This is a genomic window from Pseudonocardia wallangbongensis (assembly GCF_054486945.1).
The window spans coordinates 288206-303227 of record NZ_JBRERS010000005.1 but is presented as its reverse complement, the minus strand read 5'-3'; the positions used below and the strand labels follow the sequence as shown (position 1 = coordinate 303227).

The 15022-nt window shown below is 72.4% G+C and carries 10 protein-coding genes; 7 read left to right on the top strand and 3 right to left on the bottom strand.

What is annotated here, in order from left to right:
- Window positions 1–238: 238 nt before the first annotated feature.
- From ACU436_RS20450 to ACU436_RS20435, 4 genes are all read left to right on the top strand, one after another.
- On the top strand, window positions 239–1648 hold the full coding sequence (locus ACU436_RS20450; RefSeq protein ID WP_459027561.1) for an ABC transporter substrate-binding protein: 1410 nt from the start codon (window positions 239–241) through the stop codon (window positions 1646–1648).
- A gap of 91 nt (window positions 1649–1739) precedes the next feature.
- Window positions 1740–2708: a carbohydrate ABC transporter permease gene (locus ACU436_RS20445; RefSeq protein WP_459027559.1), complete on the top strand. Its 969-nt coding sequence runs from the start codon at window positions 1740–1742 to the stop codon at window positions 2706–2708.
- Window positions 2705–3625: a carbohydrate ABC transporter permease gene (locus ACU436_RS20440; protein ID WP_459027558.1), complete on the top strand. Its 921-nt coding sequence runs from the start codon at window positions 2705–2707 to the stop codon at window positions 3623–3625. Before ACU436_RS20445 ends, ACU436_RS20440 begins: the two co-directional genes overlap by 4 nt.
- A gap of 18 nt (window positions 3626–3643) precedes the next feature.
- On the top strand, window positions 3644–4639 hold the full coding sequence (locus tag ACU436_RS20435) for a LacI family DNA-binding transcriptional regulator (protein ID WP_459027556.1): 996 nt from the start codon (window positions 3644–3646) through the stop codon (window positions 4637–4639).
- On the opposite strand, the gene ACU436_RS20430 is transcribed toward ACU436_RS20435, so the two are convergent.
- Window positions 4636–5562, bottom strand: a complete 927-nt coding sequence (locus ACU436_RS20430) for a hypothetical protein (protein WP_459027553.1) — start codon at window positions 5560–5562, stop codon at window positions 4636–4638. The genes ACU436_RS20435 and ACU436_RS20430 overlap by 4 nt on opposite strands.
- Window positions 5563–5721: 159 nt before the next feature.
- Here ACU436_RS20430 and ACU436_RS20425 point away from each other — a divergent pair, with 159 nt between their 5' ends.
- From ACU436_RS20425 to ACU436_RS20415, 3 genes are all read left to right on the top strand, one after another.
- Window positions 5722–9807, top strand: a complete 4086-nt coding sequence (locus ACU436_RS20425; RefSeq protein ID WP_459027551.1) for an nSTAND1 domain-containing NTPase — start codon at window positions 5722–5724, stop codon at window positions 9805–9807.
- A gap of 48 nt (window positions 9808–9855) precedes the next feature.
- Window positions 9856–11070, top strand: a complete 1215-nt coding sequence (locus ACU436_RS20420; RefSeq protein WP_459027549.1) for an MFS transporter — start codon at window positions 9856–9858, stop codon at window positions 11068–11070.
- Between the two features lie 106 nt (window positions 11071–11176).
- Window positions 11177–12127: an endonuclease/exonuclease/phosphatase family protein gene (locus tag ACU436_RS20415; protein WP_459027547.1), complete on the top strand. Its 951-nt coding sequence runs from the start codon at window positions 11177–11179 to the stop codon at window positions 12125–12127.
- Window positions 12128–12578: 451 nt separating this feature from the next.
- Here the strand turns inward: ACU436_RS20415 and ACU436_RS20410 are convergent, their stop codons facing one another.
- Both ACU436_RS20410 and ACU436_RS20405 read right to left on the bottom strand, forming a co-directional pair.
- Window positions 12579–13697, bottom strand: coding sequence for an aspartate-semialdehyde dehydrogenase (locus tag ACU436_RS20410; RefSeq protein ID WP_459027546.1), 1119 nt, complete (start codon window positions 13695–13697; stop codon window positions 12579–12581).
- 5 nt (window positions 13698–13702) lie between these two features.
- On the bottom strand, window positions 13703–14968 hold the full coding sequence (locus ACU436_RS20405) for an aspartate kinase (protein ID WP_459027544.1): 1266 nt from the start codon (window positions 14966–14968) through the stop codon (window positions 13703–13705).
- Between the last annotated feature and the right edge of the window lie 54 nt (window positions 14969–15022).

The following is a 15022-nucleotide window of genomic DNA, read 5'->3' as shown; positions in this document are numbered from 1 at the left end:
GGCAGGAACGTGCCGGACGATCCGAGTGAGAGGGAGTAAAGCGCTTGCAGCCTGCCATGGCAGGGTGCTCGAAGAGAAGCCCCAACACGGGTCGTGACTGATCGGCTACCTACCGTCGGAGTTACGGCATCGTTACCGCGCCCGGTTGCCCGGGCCGGTGCGTAAACGCTTCCATTGCGCGGATCTCACGCGGCGCGGGCGGCCTGCCCGCCCCGTTCCCATCGACGCGGAGGGTGCGATGCCAGCCCCGAAGTCCGGATCGATCCTGCGGAGACGACCGCGCGGCACAGCCGTTGTCGGCGCCGCTCTGGGTCTCAGCCTCGCGCTCGCCGGATGCAGCGGCAGCAACGTCGCGGGCGGTGGCGGGGGGAACGCCGCCTCCTCGAGCGAGGACTGCGCCGCGTTCTCGCAGTACGGCGACCTCTCCGGCACCAGGGTCACGATCTACACCTCGATCGTCGCGCCCGAGGACCAGCCGCACATCGACTCGTACAAGCAGTTCGAGGAGTGCACGGGCACGCAGATCGTCTACGAGGGCTCGAAGGAGTTCGAGGCACAGCTGCCGGTCCGCGTCCAGGCCGGCTCGCCGCCCGACATCGCGTACGTCCCGCAGCCCGGCATGATCAACACGCTGGTGACGCAGAGCCCCGGTGCGGTGAAGCCCGCCCCGCAGGCCGTGGTGGCGAACGTCGACCAGTACTACTCGGAGACGTTCAAGTCCGCGGGCAGCGTCGACGGCACCCTGTACGGCGCCCCGCTCGGCTCGAACGTGAAGTCCTACGTCTGGTACTCGCCGCAGGCCTTCGCGGAGAAGGGCTACGCCGTCCCCAAGACGTGGGACGAGATGGTGACGCTCTCGAACCGCATCGTGGCCGACGGCGGCAAGCCGTGGTGCGCCGGGATCGGCTCCGGCGACGCCACCGGCTGGCCGCTCACGGACTGGCTCGAGGACGTGATGCTGCGCGAGAACGGGCCCGAGGTCTACGACCAGTGGGTCTCGCACGCCATCCCGTTCAACGACCCGCGCGTGGTGAAGGCGCTCGACCGCGTCGGCTCGATCCTGAAGAACTCGGACTACGTCAACGGCGGCCTCGGGGACGTGTCCTCGATCGCCACCACGACGTTCCAGGACGCCGGCCTTCCGATCCTCGACGGCACCTGCTTCATGCACCGTCAGGCCAACTTCTACGCGGCCAACTTCCCCGAGGGCACCGACATCTCGGAGAACGGCCAGGCCTTCGCGTTCGAGCTGCCGCCGATCAACGAGACCGCGCCGCAGACCATCCTCGTGGGTTCGGAGTTCGTGGTCGCGTTCTCCGACCGGCCGGAGGTGCAGGCGTTCCAGGCGTACCTGTCCTCGCCCGAGTGGGCCAACGCGAAGGCGAAGGCCGGTAGCGACCTCGGCCAGAGCGGCTGGATCAGCGCCAACACGGGCCTGGACCCGAACAACCTCTCCAACCCGATCGACAAGCTCTCGGCCGAGATCCTGCAGGACCAGTCGAAGACCTTCCGGTTCGACGGCTCCGACCTGATGCCGGCGGCCGTGGGCTCCGCGTCGTTCTGGCGGGGCATGACCGACTGGATCACCGGCCAGAGCAGCACGGAGTCGTTGAACTTCGTCGAGCAGTCCTGGCCCGCCTCCTCCTAGCGCGAGGCCTCTGCGGTATCCCCGGTGCCGGGGGCGGGCGCGATCCGCCCGTCCCCGGCGCCTCCCTCGGCGTGCCCGGAGGTGGGCCGGCATGACCCTGCTCGACAAACTGCTCCAGCTGCTGGTCGCGGTGGTCGTCTTCGCCGCCGTGATGGGCGTGGTCCTGCTCGTCGCCGACCGCGCCAGGGGGCGCCGGACCGACCTGGTGGCCGGCATCGCGTTCACCGCACCCGCTCTCCTGCTCCTGCTCGTCGGCCTGCTCTACCCGGCGGGGCGAACGGCGGTGCAGTCCGTCCTCGACGCCAGCAGCGCGGGCTTCGTCGGGCCGGCCAACTACATCCGGATCTTCACCCAGCCCGACCTCGTGGTCGTGCTGCGCAACACGTTGCTCTGGGTGGTGATCACCCCGATCCTCTCCACGGCGATCGGCCTGGTCTACGCGGTGCTCGTGGACCGCACGCGGTTCGAGGCGTTCGCGAAGGCGCTGATCTTCCTGCCGATGGCGATCTCGTTCGTCGGCGCGGCGATCATCTGGAAGTTCGTCTACGAGTACCGCCCCAACCAGCAGAACATCCAGCAGGTCGGGCTGCTGAACCAGTTCCTGGTGTGGCTCGGCTTCGAGCCGGTGAACTTCATCCTCGCGGAGCCGTGGAACAACCTGCTCCTGATCGTCGTGATGATCTGGATCCAGGCCGGCTTCGCGATGACCGTGCTCTCGGCCGCGATCAAGGCGATCCCGAGCGACATCGTCGAGGCGGCCCGGCTGGACGGGGTCGGCGGACTGCGGCTGTTCTTCTACATCACGCTGCCGAGCATCCGGCCCGCGGTGGTCGTCGTGGTCACCGCGATCAGCATCGCGGTGATGAAGGTCTTCGACATCGTCCGCACGATGACCGGCGGCCAGTTCGACACGAGCGTCATCGCGAACGAGTTCTACGTCCAGAGCTTCCGCCTGTCCGACCTGGGCATGGGTTCGGCGCTCGCGATGATCCTGTTCGTCCTCGTGGTGCCGATCGTCGTCTACAACGTGCGGCAGATGCGGAAGGTGGATGCGCGATGACCGCCCTGGGCACCAAGGACGGCGCAGGCGTCGGATCCGACATCCCGGCCATCCCGGCCACGCGCTCCGCGGCGGCGAAGAAGAGCCTCACGTCGCGGGGGGCGTCCCTCGCCGCGCTCGTCATCGCGGTGCTCTGGACCATCCCGACGTTCGGGCTGTTCCTGTCCTCGTTCCGCCCCGAACGCGACGTGCAGCGCACCGGGTGGTGGACCTTCTTCGCGAACCCGGCCATCACCTTCGACAACTACGCCGAGGTGCTGTTCGGCGGCAACCAGCCGCTCATCGGCTTCTTCGCCAACTCGATCCTGATCACGCTCCCCTCGGTGGCGATCCCGATCACCCTGGCCACGATGGCCGCCTACGGGTTCGCGTGGACGAGGTTCCCGATGCGCGACACGCTGTTCGTGGCGATCTTCGCGTTGCAGATCGTCCCGCTGCAGGTCGCGCTCCTCCCGCTGCTGGAGATCTTCGTGGGCACGGGGCTGAACGGAACGTTCTGGACGGTCTGGATCGCGCACTCCACGTTCGCGCTACCGCTCGCGACCTTCCTGCTGCACAACTCGATGCGGGAGATCCCCGCGGAGCTGGTGGAGGCGGCGCGCGTGGACGGCGCGGGCCACGTCAGGATCTTCACCACGATCATGGTGCCGCTGATGAAGCCGGCCATCGCCGCGTTCGCGGTCTTCCAGTTCCTGTGGGTGTGGAACGACCTGCTCGTCGCCCTCGTCTTCGCCGGTGGCACGCTCGACGTGGCCCCGCTGACCGTCCGCCTCGCCAACCTCGTCGGGGACCGCGGGTCCAACTGGTACCTGCTCGCTCCCGGCGCGTTCGTCGCGATCATCGTCCCCCTGGTCGTCTTCCTCGCCCTGCAGCGCTACTTCGTCCGCGGCCTGCTCGCCGGAAGCGTCAAGGGCTGACCCGGGGCCGGGCCCGCCGTGAGCACGATCAGGGACGTCGCGGACGCGGCGGGGGTCTCCATCGCGACGGTCTCCCGTGCGCTGCACGGGTTGCCCCGGGTCTCCGACGCCACCCGGCAGCGCGTGCTCGCGGCCGCGGCCGAGCTGCGGTACGTGGCGTCGCCCAGCGCGGCGAGCCTGGCGAGCGGCCAGACCAACGCGGTCGGCGTGGTCGCACCGTTCGTCAACCGCTGGTACTTCGCGGCGATCGTGCACAGCGCGGAGGAGCGGCTCCGCAAGGCCGGCTACGACCTGCTGCTCTACAGCCTCGGCACCGACGCCCAGGAACGCCGCCGCGCGTTCTCGGGCACGCTGCTGAGCAAGCGCGTGGACGCGGTGCTGGTGCTGGGCCTGCACCCCACCGCCGAGGAGGTCGCGGCCCTCTCCACGGTCGGCGGGCCGGTGGCGATCGTGGGCGCGGACGTCCCCGGCTGGGCGAGCGTGCACATCGATGACCAGGGTGCCGCGCGGTGCGCCGTGCGGCACCTGCTCGATCTCGGCCACCGGCGCATCGGGTTCATCGGTGGCGACGACCCGCTCAAGACGGCGATGCCCGGCGAACGGTGCGTCGGGTACCGGGCCGAGCTCGCCGCCGCGGGGCTGCCCGTCCGCCCCGAGCTCGAGGCCGTCGGCGGCTTCACGGTGGGCGGCGGGCACGCGGCGGCCACCCGGCTGCTGCGGCTGCCGGACCCGCCGACCGCGCTCTTCGCCGCGTCCGACGAGATGGCGATGGGCGCCGTGCAGGCCGCCCGCCACGCCGGGGTCGAGGTGCCGCGGGACCTGTCGGTGATCGGGATCGACGACCACGAGATGGCCGCGCTGCTCGACCTGACGACCGTGGCCCAGCCGGTCGTCGCGCAGGGCGTGCTGGCGGCCGAGATGATCCTCGCGGCGCTCCACGGCGCGGACGGGTCGCCGCCCTCCGTCACGGTGCCGACGGAGCTGGTGGTGCGGGGCACGACCGGTCCGGTCTAGTTCCCACCGGGGAGATCGGGCACGCCGGGGACGTCGGGCATCCGGGGGAACGCGGGACCGCTGTCGACCTGCGACGGGTCGGGTTCCTGCGCCGTCACCGGTATCCCGAAGTCGAAGTACTCGACGCTGATCTGCAAGGTGGTCCGCCGGTCCTGCAACATCTTCTGGAGCTCGGGGTTGTCTCCGAGCATCCGGCTCATCTCCGGCGACGCCGCGAGGTCCGCACCGTTCGACTCCATGCTGACCTCGAGCCGCCGGACACGGCCGTCGGAGTCGACGGACACCTGGCCGGGCATCGGCCCCGCGGCCTGCAGCGCGGCCTGGACCAGGCCGCCGTCGACGACGACACCGCTCGCGTCGGCGAGCCGCTGGGGGTCGATGGTGATCGCGTACCGGGTCACCTCGTCGCCCCGCACCTCGGCGGTGCCGGCCTCGCGCACGTCGTCGGACACCCCGCGCAGGAGGTCGAGCTGCTCGCTGGGGTCGTGCTGGCCGACCGGTGTGTTCACCAGGTCCGAGAAGTCGATCTTCTGCCACCGGGTCGCCCCGACATCCCGCTGGTACAGGACGTTGTTGCGGAACACCGTCTCCTGCGGCGGGACGGGGAACCGGGCGTCGTCGGTGCTGAACTCCCCGTCGCCGATCTGGTGAGCGTAGTCGTAGGTGCCGGTGCCGCTCGACTTCCACGACTCGTCGCCGAGCGGGCCGCCCGTGGTCGAGTAGGTCATCTCGGCGACGTAGCGGGACGTCCCCGCGGCGCGGGTGACGTCCGGCGCCTCGCGGGCGACATCGGCAGGCGCCCGGGAGGCGAGCGCGCCGCTCCCCCCACCGGCGTCCCCGCCACCGCACGCCGTGAGAAACGCGATTCCCGCGATGCAGCCGGCGAGCACGGCCCGGCCCCTCCGCACGGTCGTGGTGGTCATCGGTTCCCTCCTGGTCACGTGCGTGCCGGCCGGCCCGCACGTCCCCCCTGGACCGGCCGGCACTCGGATGGACCCGGCAGCGGGATCCGGCGTTGCCTCGAAGTGATACGGGTCACTCCCGATCATGGATACACTCCGCCCGTCGTGATCGGGGGGTAAGTGACGACGACGCAGCGGGACCAGGCCGTACCGTCGCGCGTCGTCGTGCGGATCCTCGACGGGGCCGGCGAGCCGGTCGGCGCGGGGTTCGTGATCGGGCCGGATCTGGTGGCCACCTGCGCCCACGTCGTCGCCGCTGCTGTTCGGAGCGATCCGTACGACCCGATGCCCCCATCCCGGCGCGTGGAGCTCGATCTCCCCCTGCTGTTCGCGGACTCGCCCGAACGGGTCACCGCGGAGGTGGCGCGGTGGATCCCGATCGCACCGGAGGGCACCGGCGACATCGCGGTGCTGCGCGTGCGGGATCCGCTTCCCGAGGGCGCGCGGATGCCGCCGCTGCGCCGCGTCGACCAGCTGTGGGACCACCCGTTCCGGGTGCTGGGTTTCCCCGACGGGATGGCCGACGGGGTGTGGGCCACGGGCCGGTTCCGCGGCCAGCAAGGCACGCGGTGGTTCCAGATGCAGGGCACCGCGGGCGAGCAGCCGATCGTGGAGGGCTTCAGCGGCTCGCCGGTGTGGGACGAGACGTCGGGCGCGGTCGTGGGCATGACGGTGGCCACCGACCTCAGCGGCACCACCACCGCCTACCTCATCCCGATCGACCAGGTGCTCGGCGTCGACCCGGAGCTGCTGCCGTGCCCGTACCGCGGCCTGGAACCGTTCGGGGAGGAGCACGCGAGCTTCTTCTTCGGGCGCGACGGCGACGTCGACCGCCTGGTCGACGCCGTCACCCGCCGGCCGCTGGTGGCGGTGGCCGGGCCGTCCGGTGCCGGCAAGTCGTCGCTGGTGCGGGCGGGCCTCCTGCCACGGCTACGTGCGGAGGGCGTGCCCGTGGCCGAGCTGCGGCCGCTGCCGGGCCGTCCGGCCGCCGAGCTGCTCGCCGAGGTCGTTCCCGCCGGCACCCGCGAACGCCTGGTGCTCGTCGTCGACCAGTTCGAGGAGCTCGCCGCCACCGACCCGGGCGCCGCCACGGAGCTGCTCGAACGGATCGGTGATCTCGTCCGCGAGAGCGACGGCGTGCGCGCCGTGCTCACCCTGCGCTCGGCCACGCTCGACGACGTCCTCGTCCCCGAGCTCGCGGGACTGCTCGGCTCCGGCACCGTGCTGCTGCCGCCGATGGACCGCGGCCAGCTCCGCAACGCGATCGTGGCACCGGCCGAGCGGGCCCCCGGGCTCTCGTTCGAACCGGGACTCGTCGACCGCATCCTCGACGACGCCGCGGCGGAGCCCGGGCAGCTGCCGCTGGTGGAGTCGCTGCTCACCGAGCTGTGGGCGCGGCGGGAGGGCGGCCACCTCACGCTCCGCGCGTACGAGGAGGCAGGCGGGGTGGCCGGGGTGGTCGCCACGCACGCCGAGGCCGTGGTCGCGGGCTTCGACGCGCCCGACGCCGACCGGCTGCGGCGACTGTTCACCGCGCTGGCCGGGCCGGACCGCGACGGTCGCTTCGTCCGCAGACCGCTGCGCTGGGGCGAGGTGGCCGCCGACCTGCGCCCGCTCGTGCTGCGCCTGGCGGCGGGCCGGCTCGTGGTCGTCGAGCGCGACACCGACGGTCAGGAGCGCATCCAGCTCGCCCACCAGGCGCTGATCGCGCACTGGCCCCGGCTGCGCGACTGGCTCACCGACGACCGGGACTTCCTCGGCTGGCGGGACCAGGTCGGCCTGCAGCGCGAGCGCTGGGAGGAGACCGGGCGCGACGACGGCGCCCTGCTGCGCGGCGCGGCGCTGGCCACCGCGCTCGACCGCCTGCCGGCCCGCGCGGCGGACGTCCCCGCCGCCGACGTCGAGTTCGTGCAGCGCAGCCGGACCCGGCAGCGCCGCGAGGTGCGGCGGTGGCGGATCGTCACGGCGGTGCTGGCGGTGATCACGCTCGCCGCCGGGGTGCTGGCGGTCGTGGCGGTCGACCGCGGCAACGCGCTCGGGGATCAGCTCGATCTCGCGAACGCCGAGCTACTCGGCCAGGCGTCGATCAGGCTCGCCCCCAGCGACCCGGTCGCCGCCATCCAGCTCGCGCTCGCCGGCTACCGGCTGGACCCGCAGAAGCCGTCCGTGCGCTCGGCCCTGCTGCACGAGTACATGGCGACGCGGTCGGTCGAGGGCGTGCTCGCGGGGGTCGCGGCCGAACCGATCATGGCGTTCGGCCCGGCCGACGAGGGTCGCGCCATGTTGGTCCGGGACAGCGGCGGTGCCTTCGTGCTCACCGGTCTGCCGCTCGGCCCGGTCCACCGGCAGGCGCTGGACGGCGTGCCCCCGGACGTGCGGCGGATCAACATCGGTGACGACGGCCGCCACGTGGCGGCCGTCGCGGGGCAGTCCGTGCTGCTGTGGGACCCGACGACCGGCACCGGGCCACGGGTGCTCTCCAGCCCGGCCGGCGACGCCGCGATCGAACCCGCCGTCGAGGTCACCGACAACCGCATCGGCTGGCTGGAGGCCGACGGCAGCGGCGGCAACCGCCTGCGCATCTGGGACGTGACCGCCCGCCGCCCGGCGCCGTACGACGGCACCCCGGTGCCCGAACGCGGCGTCACGGGTCTGGCGCTGAGCGACGATGGGACTTCCGTCATGATGCGCACCGGCGACCCGCTCCGGCCGGACTCGCGCCTCGTGGTACGACGCCTCGGCGACGGCGCCGAGCTCGGCTCGTTCCCGGGAGGGTCCCTGCCCCTCTCGCCGGGCGATCGCGTGGCGACGTGCGAGGTCGATGCGAGCGGCCGGGCCCAGGCAGTGGTGCGCACCATCGTCGGCGGCGCGGAGCTGAGGAGGGTGCCGCTCGTCGCGGCGGACTGCGCCCGGTTCAGCGAGCTCGGGACCGTGGATGGTGGCCACCACGTGGCCGAACGCATCGCCCCTCCCGGCGACTACGACGTCGTCCGCATCATCGACCTCGACGACGGCAGCGTGTTCGACGTCACGGTTCCGCCGGACCCGAACACCGCGAGCTCCGGCATCGGCAACCGGATGGTGGTCCTCCCCGGCCCGGACGGGACGCGAACGGTCCTCATGCCTCGCGGCACGTCGATCCTGCGGCTGCGCGCCGACCCCAACCCCTACACCGCGCTCTTCGGGGACCCGCCCCGGTTGGATGTGAGCGACGACGGGCGAACGGTGGTCGCCCTCTACGGCCGGTTCGGCGCCACCACGTTCGACGCGACGACGAGGCGGCCCGTCGCGCGGCTGGACCCGCTCGCGCCGCCCGCGACCGCCACCTCCAGCGTGGACGACCGCCTCGGCATCCTCGGCGGGACACCGCGGGACGGGATGGTGCTGGCGCAGTACGCGCTGCCCGCACTGGCGCCCGTCGTCCGCGCGCCGATCCCCCGGCGGCCGGGCGAACCGGCGCAAGCGGCCGCGGTCTCCTCCGCGGGCGACCGCCTCTTCACCCTCGCCGACGGCCTGCTCGCCGAGTTCGACCGCACGACCGGCGCGCCGATCGGAGCGCCGATCGACCTCGCCCCCACGCAGTCGGCGCGCGACTGGTTCGCCGGCCGCGCCGGCGCGGTCCTCGCTGCACGCGGAGGGGGCCGGCCGGACGAGGTCGTCGTCCTCGCGCCGGACAACACGATCGAGCTGTGGGACGTGGCGCGCGGCGAGCGGATCGCGGCGTTGCCGCACCGCGAGGGCAGGCTGCCGATCTGGTTCGCCCCCGACGCCGAGGGCAGCCGACTGCTCGTCTCGACCCAGACCGGGGTGCAGGAGGTGTGGGACCTCGACCGTCAGGAGATCATCGGCGAGCCCTTCCCGGCGCCCGGCTTCCCGCTGCCGATCGGCTTCACCGCCGACGGGCGCGCCGTGACCAGCACCCGGCGGGGTGACGGCACCACCCAGACGTTCTGGGACGTCGCGACCGGAGCGGACGACGGGACGATCCACTTCATGCTCGGCCACGACGGAGCTCTGGAGATCGACGACGGCACGTGGATGAAGGTCGGCGGGGTGGGTGGGGAGTACGGCGGTCCCCTCCCGTTCCGGATGGCGACGACGGCGCAGCAGTGGGTCGAGCGCCTCTGCACGTTCTCGAACCGCCCGTTCACCGACGTGGAACGGGCCGCGCTCCCCGGCGGGAGCGTGATCGAGCCGCCCTGCTGACGCCCAACTCGGTCGTGTTCCGTCGGTGCCCTGGACCACGATGGGGTCGTGGACGCGGAGGCCGGCACGGGCGTGCACGCCTACCGCGCCATCCTCGCCATCCCCGGGGTCGGCGCGGTCACCGCCGTCTCGTTCCTCGCGCGCCTGCCGGCGTCAGCGGCGGCCATCACGCTCACGCTGCACGTCGTGCTCACCCTGGACCGGGGTTATGCGGCCGCCGGCGTGGTCGGCGCCGCGGCCACCGTGGGCATGGCGATCGGGGCGCCGCTTCTCGGCCGGCTGGTCGACCGGCGCGGGCTGCGCACGATGCTCGCGCTCACGCTGTCCGCCCAGGCGGTGTTCTGGGGCATCGCGCCCTTCCTCCCGTACCCGTCGCTGCTGGCGTGCGCCCTGCTCGGCGGGCTGCTGGGCGTGCCGGTCTACTCCGTCACCCGGCAGTCGCTCGCCGTGCTCGTGCCGGCGGAGCGCAGGCGCCCGGCGTTCGCGCTCGACTCGATGTCGGTCGAGATCTCCTACATCATCGGGCCCGCGGTCGGCGCGCTGCTGGCGTTGCTGGTGTCCTCCACCGCCGCGATGTGGACGGTCGGGGCCGGCTGGCTCGTGGCGGGCGGGGCGCTCGTGCTGCTGAACCCGCCCACGCGCTCCGCCCACGACGCGGGCGGCGGGCCGCCACCACCCGTGCGGCAGTGGTTCGACCTGCGCCTGCTCGGGGCCCTCCTGGCCACCACGACAGCGGTCACGGTCATCTTCGGCACCGAACTGTCGATGATCGCCGGGCTCCAACTCGGCGGGAACGCCGCCTGGATCCCGCTCGTCAACGCCGTGTGGTGCGTGGCCTCGCTCGTCGGCGGGTTCGCGTACGGTGCCGCGCGGAGATCCCGCCCGCTCCCCGTGCTCGTCGGCTGTCTCGGGGCCGCCGCCCTGCCGGTCGGGCTCGCGGGGACGTGGTGGTCCTACGCGCTGCTGCTCGTCCCCGTCGGGCTGCTGATCGCGCCCTCGATGGCCGCGAGCGCCGAGACGGTCAGCGCGCTGGCACCGGAGCACGTGCGCGGTCTGGTCACGGGCCTGCACGGCTCCGCCATCACGCTCGGCGCCACGGTCGCCACACCGCTCGCCGGGCTCCTCGTCGACGTCGCATCGCCGGCCGTCGCCGTTCTCACCGTCGGGTCCACCGGGCTGGGCGCCGCCGCCCTGGTCAGCCTGCTCGGGCGGCACCGGCGGGAGGCGCGCGCCACCCCCTCAGCGGGCTCTCAACCGATTTAGGGAAGACTTCGGTCCGATGACCGCACCGCCGGACCGGTTCACCCCCGCCTACCCGCCGGCCCCGCCGCCGCGGGGAGACCGGCGCCGTAGCGGCACCTTCCGATACGTGGCAGCGGTCGTGTTCACGCTGGTCGTGGCGGTGCCGACCGTGCCGGACCTGCTGTTCGGGCTCGACCGGCGCAGCCCGTTCGTGCAGCTCGTGTCGATCCGACCGTGGATCCTCTGCGGCGTCGCCGCCCTGCTCGTGATGCTGCTCGTCGTACTGATCTTCGAGCGCCGGGTGTGGCCGTTCCTCGCCGGTGTGCTGGCCGTCCTCCTGATCGGCGGCAGCATGGTGCTCCCCCGGGCACTGCCGGACACCGAGCCGGTGCACGGCTCCCCCTTCCAGGTGCTGGCGTTCAACACCTACGAGGGCGAGGCCGACCCCAACGCGCTCGCCGCGCTGATCGAGGCGGAGCAGCCGGATGCGGTTGCACTCAGCGAGTCCGGCCCCGGATTCGCCCGGAAGCTCGCCCCGCTGGTGGAGCCACTGGGCTACCGGATGTACGTCTCCGCGGACGACGACGATGACGACGACGTCGAGGAGGTCACCACCGTCCTGTCGGAACAGCTGGGCGACGTCGAGGTGCGGATCGGTGACGAGACGTCCGCGTTCCCCTACATCGAGGTGAAGGGCGGCGAGCTCGACACGATGCGTTTCGTGGTGTTCCACTCGGTGGCACCGGTCCCCGGTTCCGTGCCCGAGTGGAACGACGACCTCGCGTTCCTCTCCCGGTGGTGTTCCGGTGCCGCGCCGGTCGTGGTGGCGGGCGACTTCAACGCCACGCTCGACCACTCCGCGCTGCGTTCCGGCACCGCAGGTTGCGAGGACGCGGCGGCCCAGCGCGGCGCCGGCCTGATCCCCACCTGGGGCCCGAGCCCGCAGACGCGGACCTTCGGCCCGCAGATCGACCACGTCTTCGCCACCGAGGGCATCAACGCCGAGACGTTCGACGTTCGCGACATCGCCGGGAGCGACCACCGCGCCATCCTCACGACGCTCCGCCTCCCCGGCTGACGCCGATCAGGGGCGACGAACGGGCCCCTCGTCGGTCAGGTACGGACGAAGGTGCCGCTGGTCCATCGCGCGCGCTGAGCAGCATCCCGCAAGGATCACGCCCTCCGAGTACATGATCAGGTCGACTTCTCGAGCGTTCGATCTTGATCCGAGACGCGTGGGGTCGACCTGATCATGAAACCGGCGGCTTGGCGGCAGGACGAGCACCTCGCAGAGCGCCCACCGGATCGGTAGTTCCCCCACTCGGCGCCGTCCGTACCGCCGCGCGCAACGCGCCGCGCGCCCACTCGCGCCCCCGACGCGAGACCACGAGGACCCCGCCCGACCTACCGAACACATCTCCGGCCGGCCGACGCGAGGCGCGCCCGAGAATCGCGCCAACCCCACCCACTCGCGGGCCCGCAGGCGGCAACCGAGCATGCCCGGCACGAGCACGTCACGATGGCACGGGTCAAAGGCTCGTCGCCACCGTCTCCGCGATCTCGTAGGTGTTCAGCGCGGCGCCCTTGCGCAGGTTGTCCCCGCACACGAACAGCTCGAGCGTGTTCGTGAAGTCCAGCGACTGCCGGATCCGCCCGACCCACGTGGGGTCGCCGCCCACCGCGTCCGCCGGCGTGGGGAACTCTCCCGCCGCCGGGTCGTCGCGCAGCACGATCGAGGGCTGCTCGGCGAGCACCTTGCGGGCTCCATCGACCGACACCTCACGCGAGAACGTGGCGTGCACCGCGAGCGAGTGAGTGGTGATCACGGGGACGCGCACGCAGGTGGCGGAGACCTTCAGATCCGGGATGCCGAGGATCTTGCGGGCCTCGTTGCGGACCTTGAGCTCCTCCGACGACCAGCCGTCGTCCTTGACCGAGCCGGCCCACGGCACGACGTTGAGCGCCAGCGGCGCCGGGAACGGCGAGGCCGCGGCATCGAGCCCGGCCGCCGCCAGCGCCGCGGCGACGTCGCCACCCTTCACCCCGACCTCCTGACCGGCCACGGCGGAAAGCTCCGCGTAGAGGCGGTCGATGCCGCCCTGACCGGCCCCGGACGCCGCCTGGTAGGACGCCACGACCAGGGCCTCCAGCCCGAACTCGCGGTGCAGCGCACCCATCGCGGCCATCATCGACAGGGTGGTGCAGTTGGGGTTGGAGATGATCCCCTTCGGCCGCTCGGTGGCCTTGTCGGCGTTCACCTCCGGCACCACGAGCGGCACGTCGGGGTCCATCCGGAAGGCACCCGAGTTGTCCACGGCCACCGCGCCGTGCTCGGCCGCGATCGGCGCCCACTGCGCGCTGACCTCGTCGGGCACGTCGAAGAGTGCGACGTCCACGCCGTCGAACACCTCGGGCGCGAGCGCCTGCACGGTGGTGTCCTCACCCCGCACGCGCAGCACCTTCCCGGCCGACCGGGGCGACGCGACGAGCCGGATCTGCGACCACGGCACGTTCTCGCGGGCGTCGATGATCTCGATCATGGTGGTGCCCACGGCCCCCGTGGCCCCGACGAGCGCGAGCACCGGGCCCCGCTCGTGGCGCCCGTGCTCGTGGCGGCCGTGCGGCTCCTGGTCGAATCCGTCGATCATCCCGGTCACCGTCCCGTTCCGGCGTGCACCACTGCCTGCTCGTCACCGCCGAGCTCGAACGCGGCGTGCAGGGCGCTCACCGCGGTGTCGAGCTGGTCGGGCCGGCACACCACGGAGATCCGGATCTCCGAGGTGTTCATGGTCTCGATGTTGATCCCCGCGTTGGAGAGCGCCTCGCAGAACGTGGCGGTGACGCCGGGGTGCGACCGCATGCCGGCGCCCACCAGCGACACCTTCCCGACCTCCTCGTCGTGCAGCACCTCGGCGAACCCGATCTCCGGCTGGACCGCCGCGAGGGCGGCGACGGCCCGCGGACCGTCGCTGCGCGGGAGCGTGAACGTGATGTCCGTGCGGTTCGCCGAGGTGCGGCCGACGTTCTGCAGCACCATGTCGATGTTGATCTCCGCGTCGGCCACCGTGCGGAAGATCCGGGCCGCCATGCCCGGCGTGTCCGGCACGTCCGTGACGGTGATCTTCGCTTCGGACCGGTCGTGCGCGACCCCGGTGAGAATCGCCTGCTCCATGGGGATCTCCTCGATCGAGCCGGTGACGAGCGAGCCCGGCCTGTCGTTGTACGAGCTGCGCACCCGCAGCGGGACGTTGTAGCGCCGGGCGTACTCCACGGCCCGCAGGTGCAGGACCTTCGCCCCGCACGCGGCCATCTCGAGCATCTCCTCGTAGCTGATGGTCTCGAGCAGCCGCGCGTCCGGGGCGATGCGCGGGTCGGCGCTGTAGATGCCGTCGACGTCGGTGTAGATCTCGCAGACGTCGGCCTCGAGCGCGGCGGCGAGCGCCACGGCGGTGGTGTCCGAGCCACCCCTGCCGAGCGTGGTGACGTCCTTCGAGTCCTGGCTCACGCCCTGGAACCCGGCGACGAGCACGATCGAGCCCTCGTCGAGCGCCTCCCGCAGGCGGTGCGGGTTGACCTGCACGATCCGGGCGTCGCCGTGCTTGGACGTGGTGGTCATGCCGGCCTGCGACCCGGTGAACGACCGGGCCTGCGCGCCGAGGGAGTGGATGGCCATCGCCACGAGCGCGTTGGACATGCGCTCACCCGCCGTGAGGAGCATGTCCAGCTCGCGCGGCGGCGGGGCAGGCGATACCTCCTCGGCGAGGTCGAGCAGGTCGTCGGTGGTGTCGCCCATGGCCGAGCACACCACGACGACGTCGTTGCCCTCTTTGTGCGTGCGGACGATCCGTTCGGCGACCTTCTTGATGCGGTCCGCGTCCTGAAGGGACGATCCGCCGTACTTCTGCACGACGAGGGCCACCGCCGACCTCCTGTCCTGGCCGTGCGGGCATCGCGCCCGCGGCCTTCGGGCTCA